17 protein-coding genes are annotated in these 16,602 nt (G+C 73.3%); 12 read left to right on the forward strand and 5 right to left on the reverse strand.

Annotation, left to right across the window (positions count from 1 at the left end):
* The first annotated feature begins 5 nt into the window (after positions 1-5).
* Positions 6-242 (forward strand): Arc family DNA-binding protein, encoded by a 237-nt coding sequence (locus QK442_RS25230; protein ID WP_282696343.1) that lies wholly within the window; start codon positions 6-8, stop codon positions 240-242.
* A gap of 43 nt (positions 243-285) precedes the next feature.
* Here the strand turns inward: QK442_RS25230 and QK442_RS25235 are convergent, their stop codons facing one another.
* Entirely contained in the window at positions 286-426 is a 141-nt protein-coding gene (locus QK442_RS25235; RefSeq protein WP_282696344.1) for a DUF6126 family protein, read from the reverse strand.
* Positions 427-525: 99 nt separating this feature from the next.
* Here QK442_RS25235 and QK442_RS25240 point away from each other — a divergent pair, with 99 nt between their 5' ends.
* The 3 genes from QK442_RS25240 (at position 526) to QK442_RS25250 (ending at position 2,735) form a co-directional block, all read left to right on the forward strand.
* The gene (locus QK442_RS25240) at positions 526-1,620 is read left to right on the forward strand and encodes an LLM class flavin-dependent oxidoreductase (protein ID WP_282696430.1); all 1,095 of its coding nucleotides are present in this window, start codon (positions 526-528) and stop codon (positions 1,618-1,620) included.
* 2 nt (positions 1,621-1,622) lie between these two features.
* Positions 1,623-2,255 (forward strand): FMN reductase, encoded by a 633-nt coding sequence (locus QK442_RS25245; RefSeq protein WP_282696345.1) that lies wholly within the window; start codon positions 1,623-1,625, stop codon positions 2,253-2,255.
* A 108-nt stretch (positions 2,256-2,363) separates the two neighbouring features.
* Positions 2,364-2,735, forward strand: a complete 372-nt coding sequence (locus tag QK442_RS25250; protein ID WP_282696346.1) for a VOC family protein — start codon at positions 2,364-2,366, stop codon at positions 2,733-2,735.
* Between the two features lie 3 nt (positions 2,736-2,738).
* On the opposite strand, the gene QK442_RS25255 is transcribed toward QK442_RS25250, so the two are convergent.
* The 3 genes from QK442_RS25255 to QK442_RS25265 are packed head-to-tail and all read right to left on the reverse strand — an operon-like array spanning position 2,739 to position 5,051.
* A complete protein-coding gene (locus QK442_RS25255) occupies positions 2,739-3,602 on the reverse strand; it encodes an ABC transporter permease (RefSeq protein WP_282696347.1) in 864 nt (287 codons plus the stop codon).
* Positions 3,599-4,612 carry an ATP-binding cassette domain-containing protein gene (locus QK442_RS25260; RefSeq protein WP_282696348.1) on the reverse strand — a complete coding sequence of 338 codons (1,014 nt, stop codon included), beginning with the start codon at positions 4,610-4,612 and terminating at the stop codon, positions 3,599-3,601. The genes QK442_RS25255 and QK442_RS25260 overlap by 4 nt, the downstream gene beginning before the upstream one ends.
* Before the next feature lie 34 nt (positions 4,613-4,646).
* A complete protein-coding gene (locus tag QK442_RS25265) occupies positions 4,647-5,051 on the reverse strand; it encodes a hypothetical protein (RefSeq protein ID WP_282696349.1) in 405 nt (134 codons plus the stop codon).
* A gap of 154 nt (positions 5,052-5,205) precedes the next feature.
* Here QK442_RS25265 and QK442_RS25270 point away from each other — a divergent pair, with 154 nt between their 5' ends.
* The 7 genes from QK442_RS25270 to QK442_RS25300 all read left to right on the forward strand — a co-directional run bounded on the left by QK442_RS25270 (position 5,206) and on the right by QK442_RS25300 (position 12,578).
* Entirely contained in the window at positions 5,206-5,691 is a 486-nt protein-coding gene (locus tag QK442_RS25270) for a hypothetical protein (RefSeq protein ID WP_282696350.1), read from the forward strand.
* Positions 5,688-6,143 (forward strand): hypothetical protein, encoded by a 456-nt coding sequence (locus QK442_RS25275; RefSeq protein ID WP_282696351.1) that lies wholly within the window; start codon positions 5,688-5,690, stop codon positions 6,141-6,143. The genes QK442_RS25270 and QK442_RS25275 overlap by 4 nt, the downstream gene beginning before the upstream one ends.
* Before the next feature lie 20 nt (positions 6,144-6,163).
* Positions 6,164-7,204: an endonuclease/exonuclease/phosphatase family protein gene (locus QK442_RS25280; RefSeq protein ID WP_282696352.1), complete on the forward strand. Its 1,041-nt coding sequence runs from the start codon at positions 6,164-6,166 to the stop codon at positions 7,202-7,204.
* Between the two features lie 17 nt (positions 7,205-7,221).
* Positions 7,222-7,458, forward strand: a complete 237-nt coding sequence (locus tag QK442_RS25285; protein WP_282696353.1) for a DUF2630 family protein — start codon at positions 7,222-7,224, stop codon at positions 7,456-7,458.
* Between the two features lie 356 nt (positions 7,459-7,814).
* On the forward strand, positions 7,815-9,800 hold the full coding sequence (locus tag QK442_RS25290; RefSeq protein ID WP_282696354.1) for an FUSC family protein: 1,986 nt from the start codon (positions 7,815-7,817) through the stop codon (positions 9,798-9,800).
* A gap of 272 nt (positions 9,801-10,072) precedes the next feature.
* Complete coding sequence (locus tag QK442_RS25295; protein WP_282696355.1) at positions 10,073-11,545, forward strand: APC family permease; 1,473 nt, start codon at positions 10,073-10,075, stop codon at positions 11,543-11,545.
* A gap of 43 nt (positions 11,546-11,588) precedes the next feature.
* On the forward strand, positions 11,589-12,578 hold the full coding sequence (locus QK442_RS25300; RefSeq protein WP_282696356.1) for a hypothetical protein: 990 nt from the start codon (positions 11,589-11,591) through the stop codon (positions 12,576-12,578).
* Positions 12,579-12,608: 30 nt separating this feature from the next.
* Here QK442_RS25300 and QK442_RS25305 read toward each other — a convergent pair whose 3' ends face one another.
* Positions 12,609-14,687 carry a PhoX family phosphatase gene (locus tag QK442_RS25305; protein ID WP_282696357.1) on the reverse strand — a complete coding sequence of 693 codons (2,079 nt, stop codon included), beginning with the start codon at positions 14,685-14,687 and terminating at the stop codon, positions 12,609-12,611.
* 250 nt (positions 14,688-14,937) lie between these two features.
* Here QK442_RS25305 and QK442_RS25310 point away from each other — a divergent pair, with 250 nt between their 5' ends.
* Positions 14,938-16,593 (forward strand): VWA domain-containing protein, encoded by a 1,656-nt coding sequence (locus QK442_RS25310; protein ID WP_282696358.1) that lies wholly within the window; start codon positions 14,938-14,940, stop codon positions 16,591-16,593.
* Positions 16,594-16,602: the final 9 nt, after the last annotated feature.

The following is a 16,602-nucleotide window of genomic DNA, read 5'->3' on the forward strand; positions in this document are numbered from 1 at the left end:
CAGCCATGGTCAACTTCAACGTCCGCTTCCCCGACGACCTACACGCTCGCGTGCGCGCCCAGGCGGCTGCCGACCGACGGTCCATCAACTCTGAGATCCTGCACCTCATCGAGGTCGGGCTCGCCAACGCCGGAGCGGAAGCCAAATCACCCGACGGCGCCCCGGCTCCCTCTGCCCCGCCACGCGGGGAGCCGGATTCCTCCCCCTCTCGAAAGCGGGGACCTTCTCCAGTCGCAAAATGAGGGTCACAGGGGCGGCGTGCGGAGGCCCTGCACTTCCGGGCGATCACTTCTGAGCGTTCTGCCCCACGCAGAAGAGCAGCCAGACGAAGCCCGCGAAGGCGTGCGTGGCGAAGACGTAGACGAAGACGCGGAGCATCACGCCCCGCTCCTTCCAGCTTTCGTTGTCGTGCGTCTTCTCCGTCATGCCGTCCAGGGTACGGGCGGAATAGGGCGAGCGGTGGCACCGTTGGACTCGATGATTAAAGATTCAACCAACAGCCAGGAACCGCGAGAGGTGACCACGATGCAGTTCGGGATCTTCACCGTCGGCGACGTGACGACCGACCCCACCACCGGCCGCACCCCCACCGAGCACGAGCGGATCAAGAACACCGTCGCCATCGCGCTCAAGGCCGAGGAGGTCGGACTCGACGTCTTCGCGACCGGTGAGCACCACAACCCGCCGTTCGTCCCGTCCTCCCCCACCACCCTCCTCGGGCACATCGCCGCCCGCACGGAGAACCTGATCCTCTCCACCTCCACCACCCTCATCACCACCAACGACCCGGTGAAGATCGCCGAGGACTACGCGACCCTCCAGCACCTCGCCGACGGCCGCGTCGACCTGATGACGGGCCGCGGCAACACCGGCCCGGTCTACCCGTGGTTCGGGCAGGACATCCGGCAGGGCATCCCGCTCGCCATCGAGAACTACGCGCTCCTCCACAAGCTGTGGAGGGAGGACGTGGTCGACTGGGAGGGCACGTTCCGCACCGCCCTCCAGGGCTTCACCTCCACCCCGCGCCCGCTCGACGGCGTCCCGCCGTTCGTCTGGCACGGCTCCATCCGCTCCCCGGAGATCGCCGAACAGGCCGCGTACTACGGCGACGGCTTCTTCGCCAACCACATCTTCTGGCCCAGGCAGCACACCGAGAAGATGGTCCGCCTCTACCGCCAGCGGTACGCCCACTACGGCCACGGCACCCCCGAGCAGGCGATCGTCGGCCTCGGCGGCCAGGTCTTCATGCGGAAGAACTCTCAGGACGCGGTACGGGAGTTCCGCCCGTACTTCGACAACGCGCCGGTCTACGGCCACGGCCCCTCCCTGGAGGAGTTCAGCAGCCAGACCCCGCTGACCGTCGGCTCCCCGCAGGAGGTCGTCGAGCGCACGCTCTCCTTCCGCGAGTACGTCGGCGACTACCAGCGCCAGCTCTTCCTGATCGACCACGCCGGACTGCCGCTGAAGACGGTCCTGGAACAGCTCGACCTCCTCGGCGAAGAGGTCGTCCCGGTCCTGCGCAAGGAGTTCGAGAGCCTGCGCCCGGCCGGCGTACCGGCCACCGCCCCCCTCCACCCCGCCGTCACCACGAAGACCGTCACCGCGCAGAAGGAGTCCTGACCATGCGTACGCTGAAGCTGGTCGCCGTCTCGGCCGGGCTCAGCAGCCCCTCCTCCACCCGGCTGCTCGCCGACCGGCTCGCCCAGGCCGCCCGCCACCGCCTCGCCGAGCAGGAGTACGCGGTCGACGTCGAGGTCGTCGAACTCCGCGACCTCGCCGTCGACATCGCGAACAACCTCGTCACCGGCTTCCCGTCGGAACGGCTCCAGGGCGCGATCGACACGGTGACGGGCGCGGACGGCGTCATCGCGGTGACGCCCGTCTTCACCGCCTCCTACAGCGGCCTCTTCAAGTCCTTCTTCGACCTGATCGACCCGGCCGCCCTGACCGGTACGCCGGTCCTCATCGCCGCGACCGGCGGCACCGCCCGCCACTCCCTCGTCCTCGACCACGCCCTCCGCCCCCTCTTCGCCTACCTCCGCGCCCAGACCGCCCCCACCGCCGTCTACGCGGCCTCGGAGGACTGGGGCACCGGCGGCGACGCCTACACGGAGGGCCTGCCGTCCCGGATCACCCGGGCCGGCGAGGAGTTCGCGACCCTGGTCGCGACGACGGCCGACCGCAGGTCCGGGGAGACCGACACGGAGGAGATCGTCCCCTTCGAGAAGCAGCTGGCCGACCTGCGGCTGGACTGAGGCGAACCGAGGGCGGAAGCTCGTCAGGCAGGGAGGAAGGTCAAGGGCATACGTACGGAGGGACCTCTCCGCCGTGCGGAGCCCCCCGCCCCGGCGCAGGATGCCCTCATGGACATCAAACTCGAACTGGTCGGCGTCCCGGTCACCGACGTCGACCGTGCCAAGGCCTTCTACGAGCAGGTCGGTTTCCACGCGGACCACGACGTGACCGTCAACGAGGAGATCCGCTTCGTGCAGATGACCCCGCCCGGCTCGGCCTGCTCGATCGCCTTCGGGAAGGGGATCACCGAGATGGCGCCGGGTTCCCTCGACAACATGCAGGTCGTCGTCGACGACATCGAGCGCGCCCACGCCGACCTGACCGCGCGCGGGATCGGCGTCGGCGCGATCGATGACCAGCCGTGGGGATCCTTCGTGTACTTCACCGACCCGGACGGCAACCGGTGGGCCGTCCAGCAGAAGACGCCCCGGAGGCAGTAGGTCTCACTTGCGGTTGTAGAGCCGCATCGTCACCGCACCGAACACCGCCACGAACAGCGCCGACCACCCCAGCGTCCAGGCGATGTCCGCCGCCGGCCAGTTCCCGGCCATCAACTCCCTTACGGACGTCGCCAGATGGGTGACCGGGCTGTTGTTGACGAAGGCCTGGAGCCAGCCCGGCATGGTCCTCGGGTCGACGAAGACGTTGGAGAGGAAGGTCAGCGGGAAGATCACCATCATGCTGACGCCCATGACGGACTTCTCGCTGCGCAGCAGCAGGCCGAACATGGTCCAGATCCACGAGAAGGCGAACGAGAAGACCAGCAGCAGCGCCACCCCGAGCAGCACGCCCACCACCCCTCCGTCGGGGCGGTAGCCGATGGCGAGGCCGACGCACATCATCACGGCGGAGGCGATCAGGTAGCGCACGACGTCGCCGAGGAGGTAGCCGACCATCGGGGCGGGCCGCCAGATCGGCAGGGTGCGGAAGCGGTCGAAGACGCCCTTCTCGATGTCGGTGTTGACCGAGACGCCGGTGTACATCGTGATCATCACGACCGACATCACGAGGATGCCGGGCAGCAGGAACTGGATGTACGCCGAGACCGAGCCGGCCAGCGCGCCCCCGAAGAGGTACGTGTACATCAGCACCATCATGATCGGGAACGCGGTCACGTCGAAGAGCTGCTCCGGCACGTGCTTGATCTTCAGCAGGGCCCGCCGGCCGAAGGTGAGCGAGGCGGAGAGCGCGCTGGGGCGGGGCGGACGGGTCCGGCCGACGAACAGGGCGGCGAGCTCGTCGGGGCGGGGGGCGGCGAACTCGGTGCCGGTGTCCGTGGGCGTGTCGGTGGACGTCGTGGAGCTCATGCGGGTGGTCCCTTCCCTGCGTCCCTCCCTGCGTCCCTGTCGGTGAGGGCGAGGAACACCTCGTCGAGGCTGGGCTGGCCGAGCGCGAAGTTGTCGACGGTGATCCCGGCGCGGGCCAGCGCGGCGAGGGCGCGGGCGGCCTGTTCGGCGGCGCCGAGGTCGGAGCCGCCGTCCGTACCGCCGTGCGTGCCGTGGCCGTCGACGGTGGCGGTGAGCGCGACGGGGTCGGGGTCGAGCTGGACGGTGGCGTTCAGGGCCGTGGCGAGGACCCGTTCGGCCTCTGTCCGCTGCTCCGGGTCCCGGAGGCGTACGTGGACCGAGCCCGAGCCCACCGAGGCCTTCAGCTCGCCCTTCGTGCCCTCCGCGATCACCTTCCCGTGGTCGATGACGGCGATCCGGGAGGCGAGCTGGTCGGCCTCGTCGAGGTACTGGGTGGTGAGCAGGACGGTGGTGCCCTGGGCGACGACGGCGCGGACGATGCCCCAGACCTGGTTGCGGCTGCGCGGGTCGAGGCCGGTGGTCGGTTCGTCGAGGAAGAGCAGGTCGGGGGTGTTGAGGATGGACGCGGCGATGTCGATGCGGCGCCGCATGCCGCCCGAGTAGTTCTTGACCTGCCGGCCGGCCGCGTCCGCGAGCCCGAACGCGGCGAGCAGCTGCTCGGAGCGGTCGCGGGCGGCGGGGCGGGAGTGGCCGAGGAGGCGGGCGAGGAGGACGAGGTTCTCGGTGCCGGTGAGGTCCTCGTCGACGGAGGCGTACTGGCCGGTGAGGCTGACCCGGCCGCGTACCGTGTCGGCCTCCTTGACGACGTCGTGCCCGAAGACCCGGGCACGGCCGCCGTCGGGGCGCAGCAGGGTGGCGAGCATCTTCACGGCGGTGGTCTTGCCGGCGCCGTTCGGCCCGAGGACGCCGTAGACGGTGCCGGCGGGGACGCGGAGGTCGATGCCGTCGACGGCCCGGGTGCTCCCGAAGACCTTGACGAGCCCTTCGGTCTCGATGGCGAGCCCGCTCATCCCTCCGCCTCCTGGGACACCTGGGACCCCGGCGTCAGTACGGCGCCGGGTGACCCTCCGCGTCCTCGTGCGTGTAGAAGAGGTAGAACGCCGCCGCGCCCACGCCCACGCCGACGATCAGCCCCAGGACGCTCGCCGAGAGGATGCTCGCCCCGGACAGGCTGTAGAGGAAGCCGATCGCGCCGCCGGCCACCGCTCCCCACGCCGTGCCGCGCGCCTCGCGCGGCAGCAGGTGCCCGTAGGTGCGGAGCGCGTACACCGCGCCCGCCACGGCGATCGCGGAGATGATGCCGAGCCAGAGCTGGCCCCAGGTGAGCGCGCCGCCGTGCCGCGAGATGACCGGGGCGTAGAGGCCGTAGGCGATGCCGATGAGGGCGGGGAGGACGGCGCCGTGCAGGTGCACGGAGCGCCGTGCGGGTACGGCTGCGTGTGCGGCCATGGCAGGAGCTCCTTCGTCTCGCCCCCCTGCTGCTGCACCCTCCAGGGCACACCAGCAGCCCGCGCCCCGCAAGTGGATCAGCGGATCACCGCTTCTCACCCGGACGGCTCAGCCAGAACGGCCGAAAGGGGGCGAACACTCCCACGATGAGGCCATGAGCCAGAACAGCGCACCCCCGCCCCCGCCCCCGCCTCCGCCCCCGCCCACGGCCCCCCAGAGGTCGTCCACCAGCGAGGCCTGGGCCTCCGGCGGCACGCTCTTCGCCGGTGTCCTCATGCTCGTCACCGGCTTCATCGACGTCTTCCAGGGCATCGCCGGGATCGCCGAGGACGACGTCTACACCCGCGTCGGCGACTACGTCTTCAAGTTCGACCTGACCGCCTGGGGCTGGATCCACCTGATCCTCGGCGTCATCCTCGCCATCGCCGGCTACGGGATCCTCAAGGGCGCCGAGTGGGGCCGGGTGGCCGGCATCGCCCTGGCGTCCCTCAACATCCTCGCCCAGTTCCTCTTCCTGCCCTACCAGCCGTGGTGGGCGCTGTTCTCCATGGCCGTCTCGATCTTCGTGATCTGGGCCCTGGCCACGGACGACGCGTACGGCCCCGGCGAACGGTACGGAGGGAAGGAGGCGCACCGATGACCTCCCGAGCCCGCATGCGCCGGGCGGGCGGGGCGCTGTTCCTCGCCCTCGCCGTGACCGGCGCCGCCACCGGGTGCGACGCCGCCAAGGAGACCGCCGGGGACATCGTCTCCTCGGCGAGCGCCGCCGTCGCCTCGGCCGTACAGGCCGCGCAGGCGAAGATGGACGAGGTCAAGGACGGGGTGAACGCGACCGGCGACGTCCGGGCCGGGCCGACCTCGACCGACGGGGACCGCACGGTCGCCACGATCACCGCCACCAACCCCCAGGACAAGACCGCCGACTACACGGTCATGGTCACCTTCCGGGACGACGGCGGGAACCTCCTCGACGCGGTCGTCCTCTCCATCGACGACGTCGGAGCCGGAGCCTCCAAGTCCGGTACGGCGCGCAGCAATCGGACGCTGGACGGGGCGACGAAGGCGGAGATCTCCCAGGCCCTGCGACACTGAGATCCTGCGACACTGAGGAAGTGGACCGAGCCACCGCGATCGACACGAGTACGAGTACGAATACGGGTACGGCTGCCGTCCTACCGCGCCCTCCCCTGCGGCCCAGGCTCCGCACCCGCGCGGCCGCCTGGGCCGCAGGGCCGCTCCTGGTGGTCCCGGCGGTCGTGGCCGGCTGCCGGGCGCTCGGCACCGACGGGGTCACGCCCCTCCCCCAGCTCCTCTCCTTCCTGCCCTGGCTGACCGTCCCCGCCGGGCTCGGGCTGCTGTGCGCGGGCCTCGCCCGCCGCCGGGGTCTCGCGTTCCTCGCGGTGCTCGTCCTCGCCGGGACGGCGTGGACGTCGCTGCCGTACACGCCGCTCACCGGCGTCACCCACGGCCTGCCGGTCGCCCGGGTCCGGGTCGTCGCGGCGAACGTCGAGTTCGGGCAGGGCACCGGCGCCCTGATCGACCTGGCGCGCAGGGAGGGGCCCCAGGTCCTGTACGTCTCCGAGTGCGACCCCGGCTGCGGGCGCGCCCTCGTCGCGGCGCTGTCCGGGCGGTTGCCGTACCAGGTGGCCGTCGAGGCGGAGGGCTCCGCCGGTTCGGTCCTCCTCAGCGCGTATCCGCTGCGGGACCGGGCCGTCGTGCCCTCGGTGATGGGGATGCCGGGCGCCACCGCGGACATCGCGGGGCGGGCGGTACGGCTCCAGCTCGCGCACCCCATGCCGCCCGTCCCGGGCCAGGTCCGGCTCTGGAAGGACGAGCTCGGCCGGCTCCGGGACGCCGTCGCCGCCCGCCCCGCCGACGAGGCGCTGATCCTGGCCGGCGACTTCAACGCCTCCCAGGACCACGCCGCCTTCCGGTCCGTCGTCTCCGCCGGCCCCCTCCTCGACGCGGCCCGCACCACCGGGGCCTCCCGCGTCCCGACCTGGCCGGCCGAAGGCCCCCTGCCGCCGTACGTCCAGATCGACCACGTCCTGAGCACCTCCGACCTCTATCCCGTCGCCACCCGCTTCCTCCCGCTGCCCGGCAGCGACCACCGGGCCGTCCTCGCCGACCTCGACCTGCACGACGGGCGCTGATCGGCCACGCTGGGAGCATGGACAACGAGCAGATCCTCGACGACATCGGAGCGCTCGTGGAGGAGGAACGCGCCCTCCGCAGCCGCACCGGCGGCCTCCTCCCCGAGGAGCTCCAGCGCCTCGCGGAACTGGAGGTCCGCCTCGACCAGTGCTGGGACCTGCTGCGGCAGCGCCGCGCGAAAGCGGAGTTCGGCGAGGACCCGGACACGGCGACCCTCCGCCCCGCCGCGGAAGTCGAGTCCTACCGCAACTGACCGGGGGCTGCGCCCCCGCCCCCCAGCTGCGGGCTGTGCCCAAGCCCGATGTCGGCGGGCCGGTTCCGCGCCGTGTGGGCAGGCGTTCCGCAGGGGCGGAACGGGTGGGCACACCCACGGTGCGGCCGCGCGTGTGCGGGGCGTTCAGGCGCGGGAGCCTAGGCCCGGCGAAGGGCACCGTTCCGTTGTGCCCCCTCCCCCAAGGGCTACGTCCGGGGGGGGACCCCCAGCCCCAGCGGAACGATTGCCCACAACGGAGCGGCGAAGCCGCAACGGGGCGCGGGCGCAGCCCGCAGGTGCGGGGCCCGCATGGGCCGGACCCGCATGGGCCGGGCCCCGCGCGTAAGTTAGGCCGCATGGAGCGAAGCCGTGGCCGGAGGGCGAAGGCACTCGCGGCGCCCCCCGCGTGGTTGACCGCCGGGCTCCGGCCCGCGCCCGTGCCCGTCCCCTGGCCCGCCGTCGCCCGCGCGGCCCTCGCCCTCTCCGCGCCCCTCGCCGTGGGGCTCGCGGCGGGCCGCCCCGCCGAGGGCGCGCTCGTCTCGATGGGCGCGCTCTCGGGTGTCATCGGGGACACGGCCGACGCGTACCGGATGCGGGTCTTCAACATCGCCGTCCCGCAGCTCTTCGGCGCCCTCGGCGTCACGCTCGGGACGCTCGTCTTCGGGCACGGCTGGCTCGCGGTCGCGACGCTGACGCTCGTGGCGCTCGCCTCCGGGATGATCTCCTCGATCGGCGCGGTCGCCTCCGCCTCGGGGCTGCTGCTCCTGCTCAACGCGGTCATCGGCGCGGGCCTCCCCCTGCCCGACCCGTGGTGGAAGGCGCCGCTCCTGCTGTTCCTCGGCGGTCTCGTCGTCCTGGTGCTCACGCTCCTCGGCTGGCCGCTGCGCCGCGCCGCGCCCGAGCGGGCCGCGGTGGCGGCCACGTACCGTACGGTCGCCGAGCTGTACGAGGCCGCGGGCACCGACGCGTACCAGGAGAAGCGGCACGCGGTCACCGCCTCCCTCAACCAGGCGTACGACCTGATCCTGGCCCGCCGCGCCCGCGAGCACGGGCGCACCTCCTCGCTGGCCCGGCTGCTCGCCCAGCTCAACGTGCTCGTCCCGCTCCTGGAGGCCGCGCCCGCCGCCGACCTGCGGGCGCGGGCGTACGGGCCGCTGCCGCCGGCCGTCGCCGCGACCGTCCGCGCGCTCGCCGACTCCGTCGAGACCGGCCGCACCGAGCAGCCCGAGCTCGTACTCCCTCCGGCGGTCCGGCCCTCGGAGAAGGCCGTCGCGCACGCCCTCCGGCACGCCGCCACCGTCGTCCACGAGGCCGAGCCCGACCCTCCCCCGAGGTCTTCGACCAGGGGGCACCCCCACGTCGACGACCGGCTCGGCCGCCCCGCCGCCCTCACCGTCCGGGTCCGCCGCGCCGCCCGCACGATGCTGCTCTCCGCGCCGGCCTGGCGGTACGGGCTCCGTCTCGCGCTCTGCATCGGGCTCGCGCAGGTCTTCGTCTCGCTGATCCCGGTGCCCCGCTCGTACTGGGTGGCGCTCACCGTCACCTTCGTGATGAAGCCCGACTTCGGCTCGGTCTTCTCGCGCGCGGTGCTGCGTGCCGTCGGCACCTGCCTGGGTCTGGTCTCCGCGGCGCTGGTGCTCGCCGAGGTGCCGCGCGGCTGGTGGGACGTGCCGGTGATGGCGGTGCTCGCCGCGCTCGTCCCGGCCTTCTCCGCGAAGGGGTACGCCTTCCAGACCGCCGCCGTCACGCCGGTCGTCCTGCTGCTCTCCGACGCCCTCAACCAGCAGGGTTTCGACCTCGTCCTGCCCCGCCTGTACGACTCGCTCATCGGCTGCGCCATCGCGCTGGTCGCCGGGTACCTGCTGTGGCCGGAGTCCTGGCACAGCCGGATCGGGGACCGGCTCGCCGACGCGGTCGCGGACGCCGCCGCGTACGTCGACCGCGCCTTCGCCCCCGAGGCGGGGGCGGGCCGGGCGCGGGCGCGCCGCAAGCTGTACCGGGACCTGTCGGCGGTCCGCTCCGAGTTCCAGCGGGCCCTCACCGAGCCGCCGCCCGCCGGTACCCGCGCCGCCGCCTGGTGGCCGCTCGCCATCGCCGTCGAGCGGATCGTGGACGCCACCACCGCCGCCCGCATCCGCGTCGCGCACGGCGCCCCTCCGCCGGACCCGGCGGAGGTGACGGCGGTGGCGCGGGAGTTGAGGGAGCTCGCCGAGGGGCTGCGTGCCACCGACACCCTCGTCGCGGTCCGCGCCGAGCTGCCCGGCGACGACGACGGCGTCCTCGCCCCGCTCCGTCAGGAGGTGCGCGCGGCCCGCGCCATCGCCGGTCCCGAGCTGCGGTAAACCCGTTCTGAGCCGATACGCCGGGCGCGGGGAGAAACTTACCGGCGGTCACGGAAGCGAACCCTCCTACCACCGTTACCGGATCCCACCCGGGCGACTACGATGCGCTCGACCGCCCCCGCCGTGATCAGGGCCCCCACCCCTGCCCGCGTCCGATCCGGGGCGGCCGACCGGCTCGCCGAGCGGGCCACTTCGCCCTGCCCACCCAGCCCCCTCCCTCCCTCCGCCGTCCGGAACCCCCCACCCGCTCCCAGGACTCCGAGGACACCGTCATGCGCACGACCACCAGCAGAGGGCTCCAGCCCAATGTCCTCGGCACCTTCGACACGATCGTGATGGCCGTCGCCGGCAGCGCCCCCGCGTACTCGCTCGCCGCGACCACCGCCGTGCTCTTCGGCGCCGTCGGGCTCGCCGGGCCCGCCGCGCTGCTCTACTGCGCGATACCCATGCTCGGCATCGTCCTCGCCTACGCCCGGCTCGGCCGGATCGACGTCAACGCGGGCGCCGGCTACTCGTGGGTGGGCCGCACCCTCCACCCCTTCCTCGGTTTCCTCTCCGGCTGGGCGCTCGTCTTCTCCGCCACCGTCTTCATGGTCGCGGGCTCGCTGCCCGCCGGGGCCCTCACCCTCGCCCTCTTCGACGAGGGCCTGGCCGCCTCGACGCCGCTCGCCGCGGCCGTCGGCGCCTGCTGGTTCCTGCTGATGCTCGGCGTGGTCCTGGGCGGCATCCGGCTCACCGTACGGGCCCAACTCCTCATGTCCGGCGTGGAGATGGCGATCCTGCTGGCCTTCGTGCTCGCGGCGGTCGCGCACCGGGGGCGGGCGGTCGCCTTCGACTGGTCCTGGTTCGGCTTCGGTCACTTCCACGGGCCCGAGGGCTTCGCCGCGGGCGCGCTGATCGCCGCCTTCTACTACTGGGGCTGGGACGTCACCAGCAACCTCAGCGAGGAGACCCGGAACAGCAAGCGCACGGCCGGGTTCGCCGCGCTGGTCGGCGTCGGCTCCGTCTTCCTCCTCTTCGAGGTCTTCACGGTCGCGGTGAACGTGCTGCTGCCCGCCGACCGGATCCTGGACGCCGGCCCGAACGTGCTCGCCGTCCTCGGCCAGGAGATCTGGCCCGGCGTCGGCGGGAAGCTGCTCGTCGTCGCGGTGCTCCTGTCCACGGTCGCGACCCTGGAGACCACCCTGCTCCAGGTGACCCGTTCGCTCTTCGCGATGGGCCGCGACCGGACCCTGCCCGCCTCCCTCGGCCTCGTCCACCGCCGCTGGAACACGCCGTGGGTCGCGGTCGCGGCCGTCGGCGTCGCCGCGCTCGTCCTCTTCGGCGCCGCGGCCGCCGCGGGCAGCGTCCAGCGGATCCTGCGGGACGCGGTCGCCGCGATCGGCCTCCAGATCGCCTTCTACTACGGCCTGGCCGGCATCGCCGCCGTCGTCGCCTACAAAACCCTGCTGCTGCGGTCACTGAAGAACTTCCTGCTCGGCGGGGTGTGGCCGCTGTTCGGCTCCGCGTTCATGCTGTGGGCCTTCGTCGAGTCGCTCGGCGAACTGTCCACCACCGCCCTCGCCATCGGTCTCGGCGGACTCGCCCTGGGCCTCGTCCCGATGACGGTGTACCGGCTCAAGGGCAGCGGCTACTACCGCCCCGCCCGCCTGGACGCGGCCCGCGCGCTCGCCGCGGCGGGCGAGTCGGCGCCGACGGTCCCAGCCGCCCGCGCACGGGACAAGAGCTACGCCACGGACTTCTGACCCCCATTGAGCGACTGAACGATTTCCACCGAAGGAGGTCCCCATGGGCGTACGCCGACGCGCCCTCAGGCGGTCCCGCGCGGAGCGGTTCACGCCCGACTTCGACCCGGACTTCGGTGACCGCGCGCTGACGGAGGCCCGCCACGACATCGTGATCGGCCGCTGGCAGGGCGTACGGGACCTGCTCGCCGCGACCGGTGACGACTGGGCCCGCCGCACCCACCGGATCCGGCTGCTCTCGCACGCCGCCGCGGGCAGCTCGACCGTCGAGACCTGGCGGGCCGCCGAGCCCGACAGTCCGGACGCGGCCGTGCTGCGGGCGGCGACGGAGGTGGTACGGGTCTTCGACGCGGCCATCGCCGCGGGCCGGGGCGCGGCCGTCGACCGGGCCCGCGTCGACGCCGCCGTCGACGCCTGCCGGGGCGCGGCGGAGGCGGCGCCCGCCGACCCGATGCCGTGGGTGTCGCTGCTCTCGGTGGCCCGGCTGTACGAGGGCGGGGTGCCGCGTCGCGAACTGCGCTACTGGTTCGACGAGTTGCGGCGCCGCGACCCGTACAACACCGAAGGGCACGTGCAGGTCCTGCGCTACCTCTCGGCGCGCTGGCACGGCACCCACGGCTCCATGTACGACTTCGCGCGCGACGCGGCGGGGGTGGCGCCGCCCGGTTCGGCGCTTCCGGTCCTGGTGCAGGTGGCGCGGGTGGAGGAGTACCGCTACATCGCGGACGGGGCGCTGGGCCGCGGCCCGGTGCGCGGTTTCGACCAGCACTGGAAGCACGAGCTGGCGGTGACCGAGCTGCGGCGCACGTACGAGCGCTGGATCGGCGGCCGCGACCGCTCCCGTCCGGTCGTCCCGGAAGAGGTCGGCGACCTCAACTTCCTCGCACACGCGGCCTGTTACGCGGGCCAGGTGGAGCTGGCGCGGGAGCTGATGGGGCTGCTCGGGACGCGGGCGGCGTGGGTGCCGTGGGCGTACACGGGCGACCCGGCGGAGCAGTTCACCCGCTTCCGGGAGGGCCTGGGGACCGGCTGACGGGCCCTCCCGGAGCGGGTGTCAGGCGTCTCAGACGCCGATGTCGCGGCCGTCGACCCGCCAGACGGCGACGACGGACGGGCGGACGATCTTCCCGGGGCCGTCGGGCCAGGCGGAGGCCGGGTTCTCGACGGAGGCGCCGTCGATCTCGCCCGGGTGCTGCACGGCGACGAGGACGCGGCGGTCCTGGATGATCGGGCCGCAGGTCTCGGCGCCGCGCGGCACGGTCAGGAACTGCTTCAGCTCACCGCGGCGCTCGCCGTGGGTGGCGACGCCGAAGAGGCCGTCGTGCGAGCCGAGGGCGTTGCCGTCGGTGGAGATCCACAGGTTGCCGTGCGGGTCGAAGGCCACGTTGTCCGGGCAGGAGATCGGGGAGACCTTGTCCTTCGGGTAGCCGGCGAAGTAGGTGGCCGGGTCCTCCGGGTCGCCCGCGACGAGGAAGAGCCGCCAGGCGAAGCCGTCGGAGGTCGGGTCGTCCCAGTGCTCGGCGAGCTCCAGGACCTGCCCGTGCTTGTTCTTGTTCCGCGGGTTGGCCTCGTCGACGCCCGGGTTGCCGTCCGTGCCGCGCCTGGAGTTGTTGGTGAGGGCGACGTAGACGCGGCCGGAGCGCGGCGAGGGCTCGACGTCCTCGGGGCGGTCCATCTTCGTCGCGCCGACCTTGTCACCGGCGAGGCGGGTGAAGACGAACACCTCCTCGGCGGTCATGCCGGGCACGTGCGAGACGGCGCCCTCCGGTCCGGCCGTGGCCAGCGGGATCCAGGTGCCGGAACCGTCGAACTCGCCGTCGTTCGGGAGCTTGCCGGTGCCGTCGATCTCGGCGGCCGGGGAGTCGCCGGTCAGCTTGGCGACGTACAGGGTGCCCTCGTCGAGGAGGGTGAGGTTGTGGGCGCGGGCCCGACGCGAGCCGCCCTTCATCATCCGCTTCGACGACACGAACTTGTAGAAGTAGTCGAACCGCTCGTCGTCGCCCATGTAGACGACGGGCCGGCCGTCGGCGGTGAGCCGGGGCTGCGCCGCCTCGTGCTTGAACCGGCCGAGCGCGGTGCGCTTGCGGGGCGTGGAGTCGGGGTCGTACGGGTCGAGCTCGACGACCCAGCCGAAGCGGTGGGCCTCGTTCGGCTCCTGCGCGAGGTCGAAGCGCTTGTCGAACCGCTCCCACTTGCGCTCGGTGGCGCCGCCGCCGATGCCGTACCGCTTGTCGGTGGCGGAGGAGCCGTTGGCGAAGTACTGGTTGAAGTTCTCCTCGCCGGACAGGATCGTGCCCCACGGGGTGGTGCCGCCGGCGCAGTTGTTGAGCGTGCCGAGGACGGTACGGCCCTTCGGGTCGGCGGAGGTCCGCACGAGGGCGTGCCCGGCGACGGGCCCGGTGAGCTCGAACGGGCTGGAGGTGTGGAGGCGCCGGTTGAGGTGGTGCCGGGTGACCGGGGTGAGCTTGCCGGTACGCCGCTCCTCCTGCACCACGACGACGGAGAGGCCGTGCGCGGCCCAGGCGACCTCGACCTGCTCGCGGGTCGGGTTCGCGTCGTCGTAGCCCCGGAACATCAGGAACTCGTCGGTGTACTCGTGGTTGGCGACGAGCACCTGCCGCCCCGGCTCCCCGCGCAGCGGGAGGAGGGAGAGGAAGTCGTTGTTGTACCCGAACTGCCCCGTCTGCGCCGCGGCGGTCTGGTTCTCCGGGTCGAAGGCGGGCGCGCCGCGGAGGATCGGCTCACCCCACCGGATGACGACGTTCTGCGCGTACCCGGCGGGAACGGTGACCTGGTCGGCGGTGTTGGGCGCGACGGGCGAGAACCGGAGCCCCCGGGCCCCGTCGCCCTTGGGCGCGCGCCCGTGCCCGTGCCCGTGCCCGTTGCCGGGGTGCGCCTGCGCCTCCTGCGCTCCGCCGAGCACCAGCGAGCCCCCGGCGGCGGAGGCGACCGTCACGACGGCGGCGGCACGGAGCGCGGACCGGCGGGACAGCACGCCGGCTATGACGTCGCCGACGTACTCGTTGTCGCTGGTGTTGGGCACCTCGTGGAAGCAGGCGTCACCGCAGCGGAACCGGCAGGTGAGGGCGGAACGCCCGCCGCCGTGCGGGTTGGTGCTGATCAGCGGCAGCAGTTTGCGCACTGGGTCCTCCTCCGGCGCAGCACTGCGCCGCCGTGGTGTGCCGACAGGGTGTCGGGAATCCGTTCGGCCGTGACGGTATGTGCGCACATCTGCACGGGGACGGACACGGAGTGAACGCCGGATGAATGAGCGGCAACCGTGACCGACGGGGTCCCGGGAACCGGAGGACGTGGCCGCTAACCTTACGTGTCCGCCCTGGCCAGGGATGAAGGACGCATACCGCATCCAACTCATGCGAAAGGGTTCGCCCATGGGTATTCGGAGCTTGCTGCGCAAGGTATTCGGCCGCGACCGCGAAGAAGCCGAGACCCCCTCCGTCCCGTCCCAGTCCCGCGAACCCCACACCGCGGCCCCGGCATCCCAGACCCCGGAGACCGCCGCTTCGGAGGCCCCGGCCCCCGAAGCAGCCGCCCGGGAAGCCGCCGACGCCCTGGTGGCCGCCGCCTTCGACAACCCCCAGATCCCCAAGGCCCGCACGTCCGCGACGGTGGACGCGGAGGCGGACACGGCTGCCGCCGAGCCGGCGAAGGCCGAGGAGCCGACCGCGAGCGCGGACGCGGGTACACAGGCCACGGAGGCGGCTGCCGCCGAGGCGCCCGCGCCTGAGGCAGACACGGAGGCGGACGCGACGCCCGAAGCGGAGGCCGAGGCGCCCGCGCCTGAGGCGGACACGGAGGCGGACGCGGCACCTGAGGCGGACGCGGCGGTGGCTGCGCCCGAGGCGCAGGCGAAGGCCGAAGCGCCCGAGCCTGCTGCGGACACGGAGGCGGACGCGACGCCCGAAGCGGAGGCCGAGGTGTCCCCGGCGCCCGCCGAGGCGGAGCCGCAGGCGACCGCCGAAGCCGCGCCGAGCACCGAAACCGCCACCGGCGACGCCGAGCCGGAGGCGAAGGCCGAGGCCGACGCAGCTCCTGCACCGACCACCGACGCCCCCGCCGGAGCGGAGCCCCAGACGGCGACCACCGAGGCGGAGCCGGCACCGACTGCCGAAACCGGCACCGCCGCCGAGGCCGAGCCGGAAGCCGAGGCGGCGGAGCCGCGGGCGGGCGCGGACGCCCCCACCGCCGCCGAGCCGACGCCGAGCGCCGAAACCGGCACCGCCGGCACGGCCGAGCCGGAGACCGACGCGGCGGAGCCGCAGGCGGGCGCCGCCCCGGAGTCGGAGCCGAGCGCCGAGGCCGAGGCGGCCACGCCTCAGCCCGTCGCCGCGCGGGCGGACGGCGGCGACACCGTCACCGAGGCCCAGAAGCCGGCCGTGTCGCTCGCGCGGGTCAAGGCGGCGGCGCCGCAGCTCGCCGAGGCGTACAAGGCCGCGGGGGCGGTGCTGCGGAAGGCGGGGCTCGGCGGGGCCCGGGCTCGGGTGTATCTCGTCGTGGACCGGTCCGGGTCGATGCGCGGGTACTTCAAGGACGGGTCGGTGCAGCGCCTCGCCGAGCAGGCCGTCGCGCTCGCCGCGCACCTGGACGAGGAGGCGACGGTCACGACCGTGTTCTTCTCGACCGACGTCGACGGGGTCGTCGACCTCGCGCCCGCCGACCTCACCTCCACCCGCGTCGAGGAGATCAACGCCGGTCTCGGCCGCCTGGGGCGGACGAACTACCACCGGGCCGTCGAGGAGGTCCTCGCCCGCCACGAGAAGGCCGACCCGGACCGCCCGGCACTGGTGATCTTCCAGACGGACGGCGCTCCCGAGTCCCGTACCGCCGCCACCCAGGCCCTGGCCGAGGCGGCCGGCCGCCCGGTGCACTGGCGGTTCACGGCCTGGGGTGAGGAGGACGGCAAGGCCTTCGACTACCTGCGGAAGCTCACCGCGGACCGGACCGCGACGCACTTCGCGGGCCCGACGCCGGCCGAGACCCCGCACGCGGAGTTCTACCGGGGCGTCCTCGCGGGCCTGGACCTGTAGATCGACGCC

This window comes from Streptomyces sp. CC208A (genome assembly GCF_030010625.1).
In the GTDB taxonomy this organism is placed as follows: domain Bacteria; phylum Actinomycetota; class Actinomycetes; order Streptomycetales; family Streptomycetaceae; genus Streptomyces.

What these genes read in the sequence shown, in the direction of transcription:
- QK442_RS25300 (WP_282696356.1), top strand. Translation starts at nt 11,589, where the DNA reads ATGGGCGTACGCCGACGCGCCCTCAGGCGGTCCCGCGCGGAGCGGTTC.
- QK442_RS25240 (WP_282696430.1), top strand. Translation starts at nt 526, where the DNA reads ATGCAGTTCGGGATCTTCACCGTCGGCGACGTGACGACCGACCCCACC.
- QK442_RS25285 (WP_282696353.1), top strand. Translation starts at nt 7,222, where the DNA reads ATGGACAACGAGCAGATCCTCGACGACATCGGAGCGCTCGTGGAGGAG.
- QK442_RS25245 (WP_282696345.1), top strand. Translation starts at nt 1,623, where the DNA reads ATGCGTACGCTGAAGCTGGTCGCCGTCTCGGCCGGGCTCAGCAGCCCC.
- QK442_RS25260 (WP_282696348.1), bottom strand. Translation starts at nt 4,612, where the DNA reads ATGAGCGGGCTCGCCATCGAGACCGAAGGGCTCGTCAAGGTCTTCGGG.
- QK442_RS25290 (WP_282696354.1), top strand. Translation starts at nt 7,815, where the DNA reads ATGGAGCGAAGCCGTGGCCGGAGGGCGAAGGCACTCGCGGCGCCCCCC.
- QK442_RS25230 (WP_282696343.1), top strand. Translation starts at nt 6, where the DNA reads ATGGTCAACTTCAACGTCCGCTTCCCCGACGACCTACACGCTCGCGTG.
- QK442_RS25270 (WP_282696350.1), top strand. Translation starts at nt 5,206, where the DNA reads ATGAGCCAGAACAGCGCACCCCCGCCCCCGCCCCCGCCTCCGCCCCCG.
- QK442_RS25265 (WP_282696349.1), bottom strand. Translation starts at nt 5,051, where the DNA reads ATGGCCGCACACGCAGCCGTACCCGCACGGCGCTCCGTGCACCTGCAC.
- QK442_RS25275 (WP_282696351.1), top strand. Translation starts at nt 5,688, where the DNA reads ATGACCTCCCGAGCCCGCATGCGCCGGGCGGGCGGGGCGCTGTTCCTC.
- QK442_RS25255 (WP_282696347.1), bottom strand. Translation starts at nt 3,602, where the DNA reads ATGAGCTCCACGACGTCCACCGACACGCCCACGGACACCGGCACCGAG.
- QK442_RS25310 (WP_282696358.1), top strand. Translation starts at nt 14,938, where the DNA reads ATGGGTATTCGGAGCTTGCTGCGCAAGGTATTCGGCCGCGACCGCGAA.
- QK442_RS25250 (WP_282696346.1), top strand. Translation starts at nt 2,364, where the DNA reads ATGGACATCAAACTCGAACTGGTCGGCGTCCCGGTCACCGACGTCGAC.
- QK442_RS25295 (WP_282696355.1), top strand. Translation starts at nt 10,073, where the DNA reads ATGCGCACGACCACCAGCAGAGGGCTCCAGCCCAATGTCCTCGGCACC.
- QK442_RS25235 (WP_282696344.1), bottom strand. Translation starts at nt 426, where the DNA reads ATGACGGAGAAGACGCACGACAACGAAAGCTGGAAGGAGCGGGGCGTG.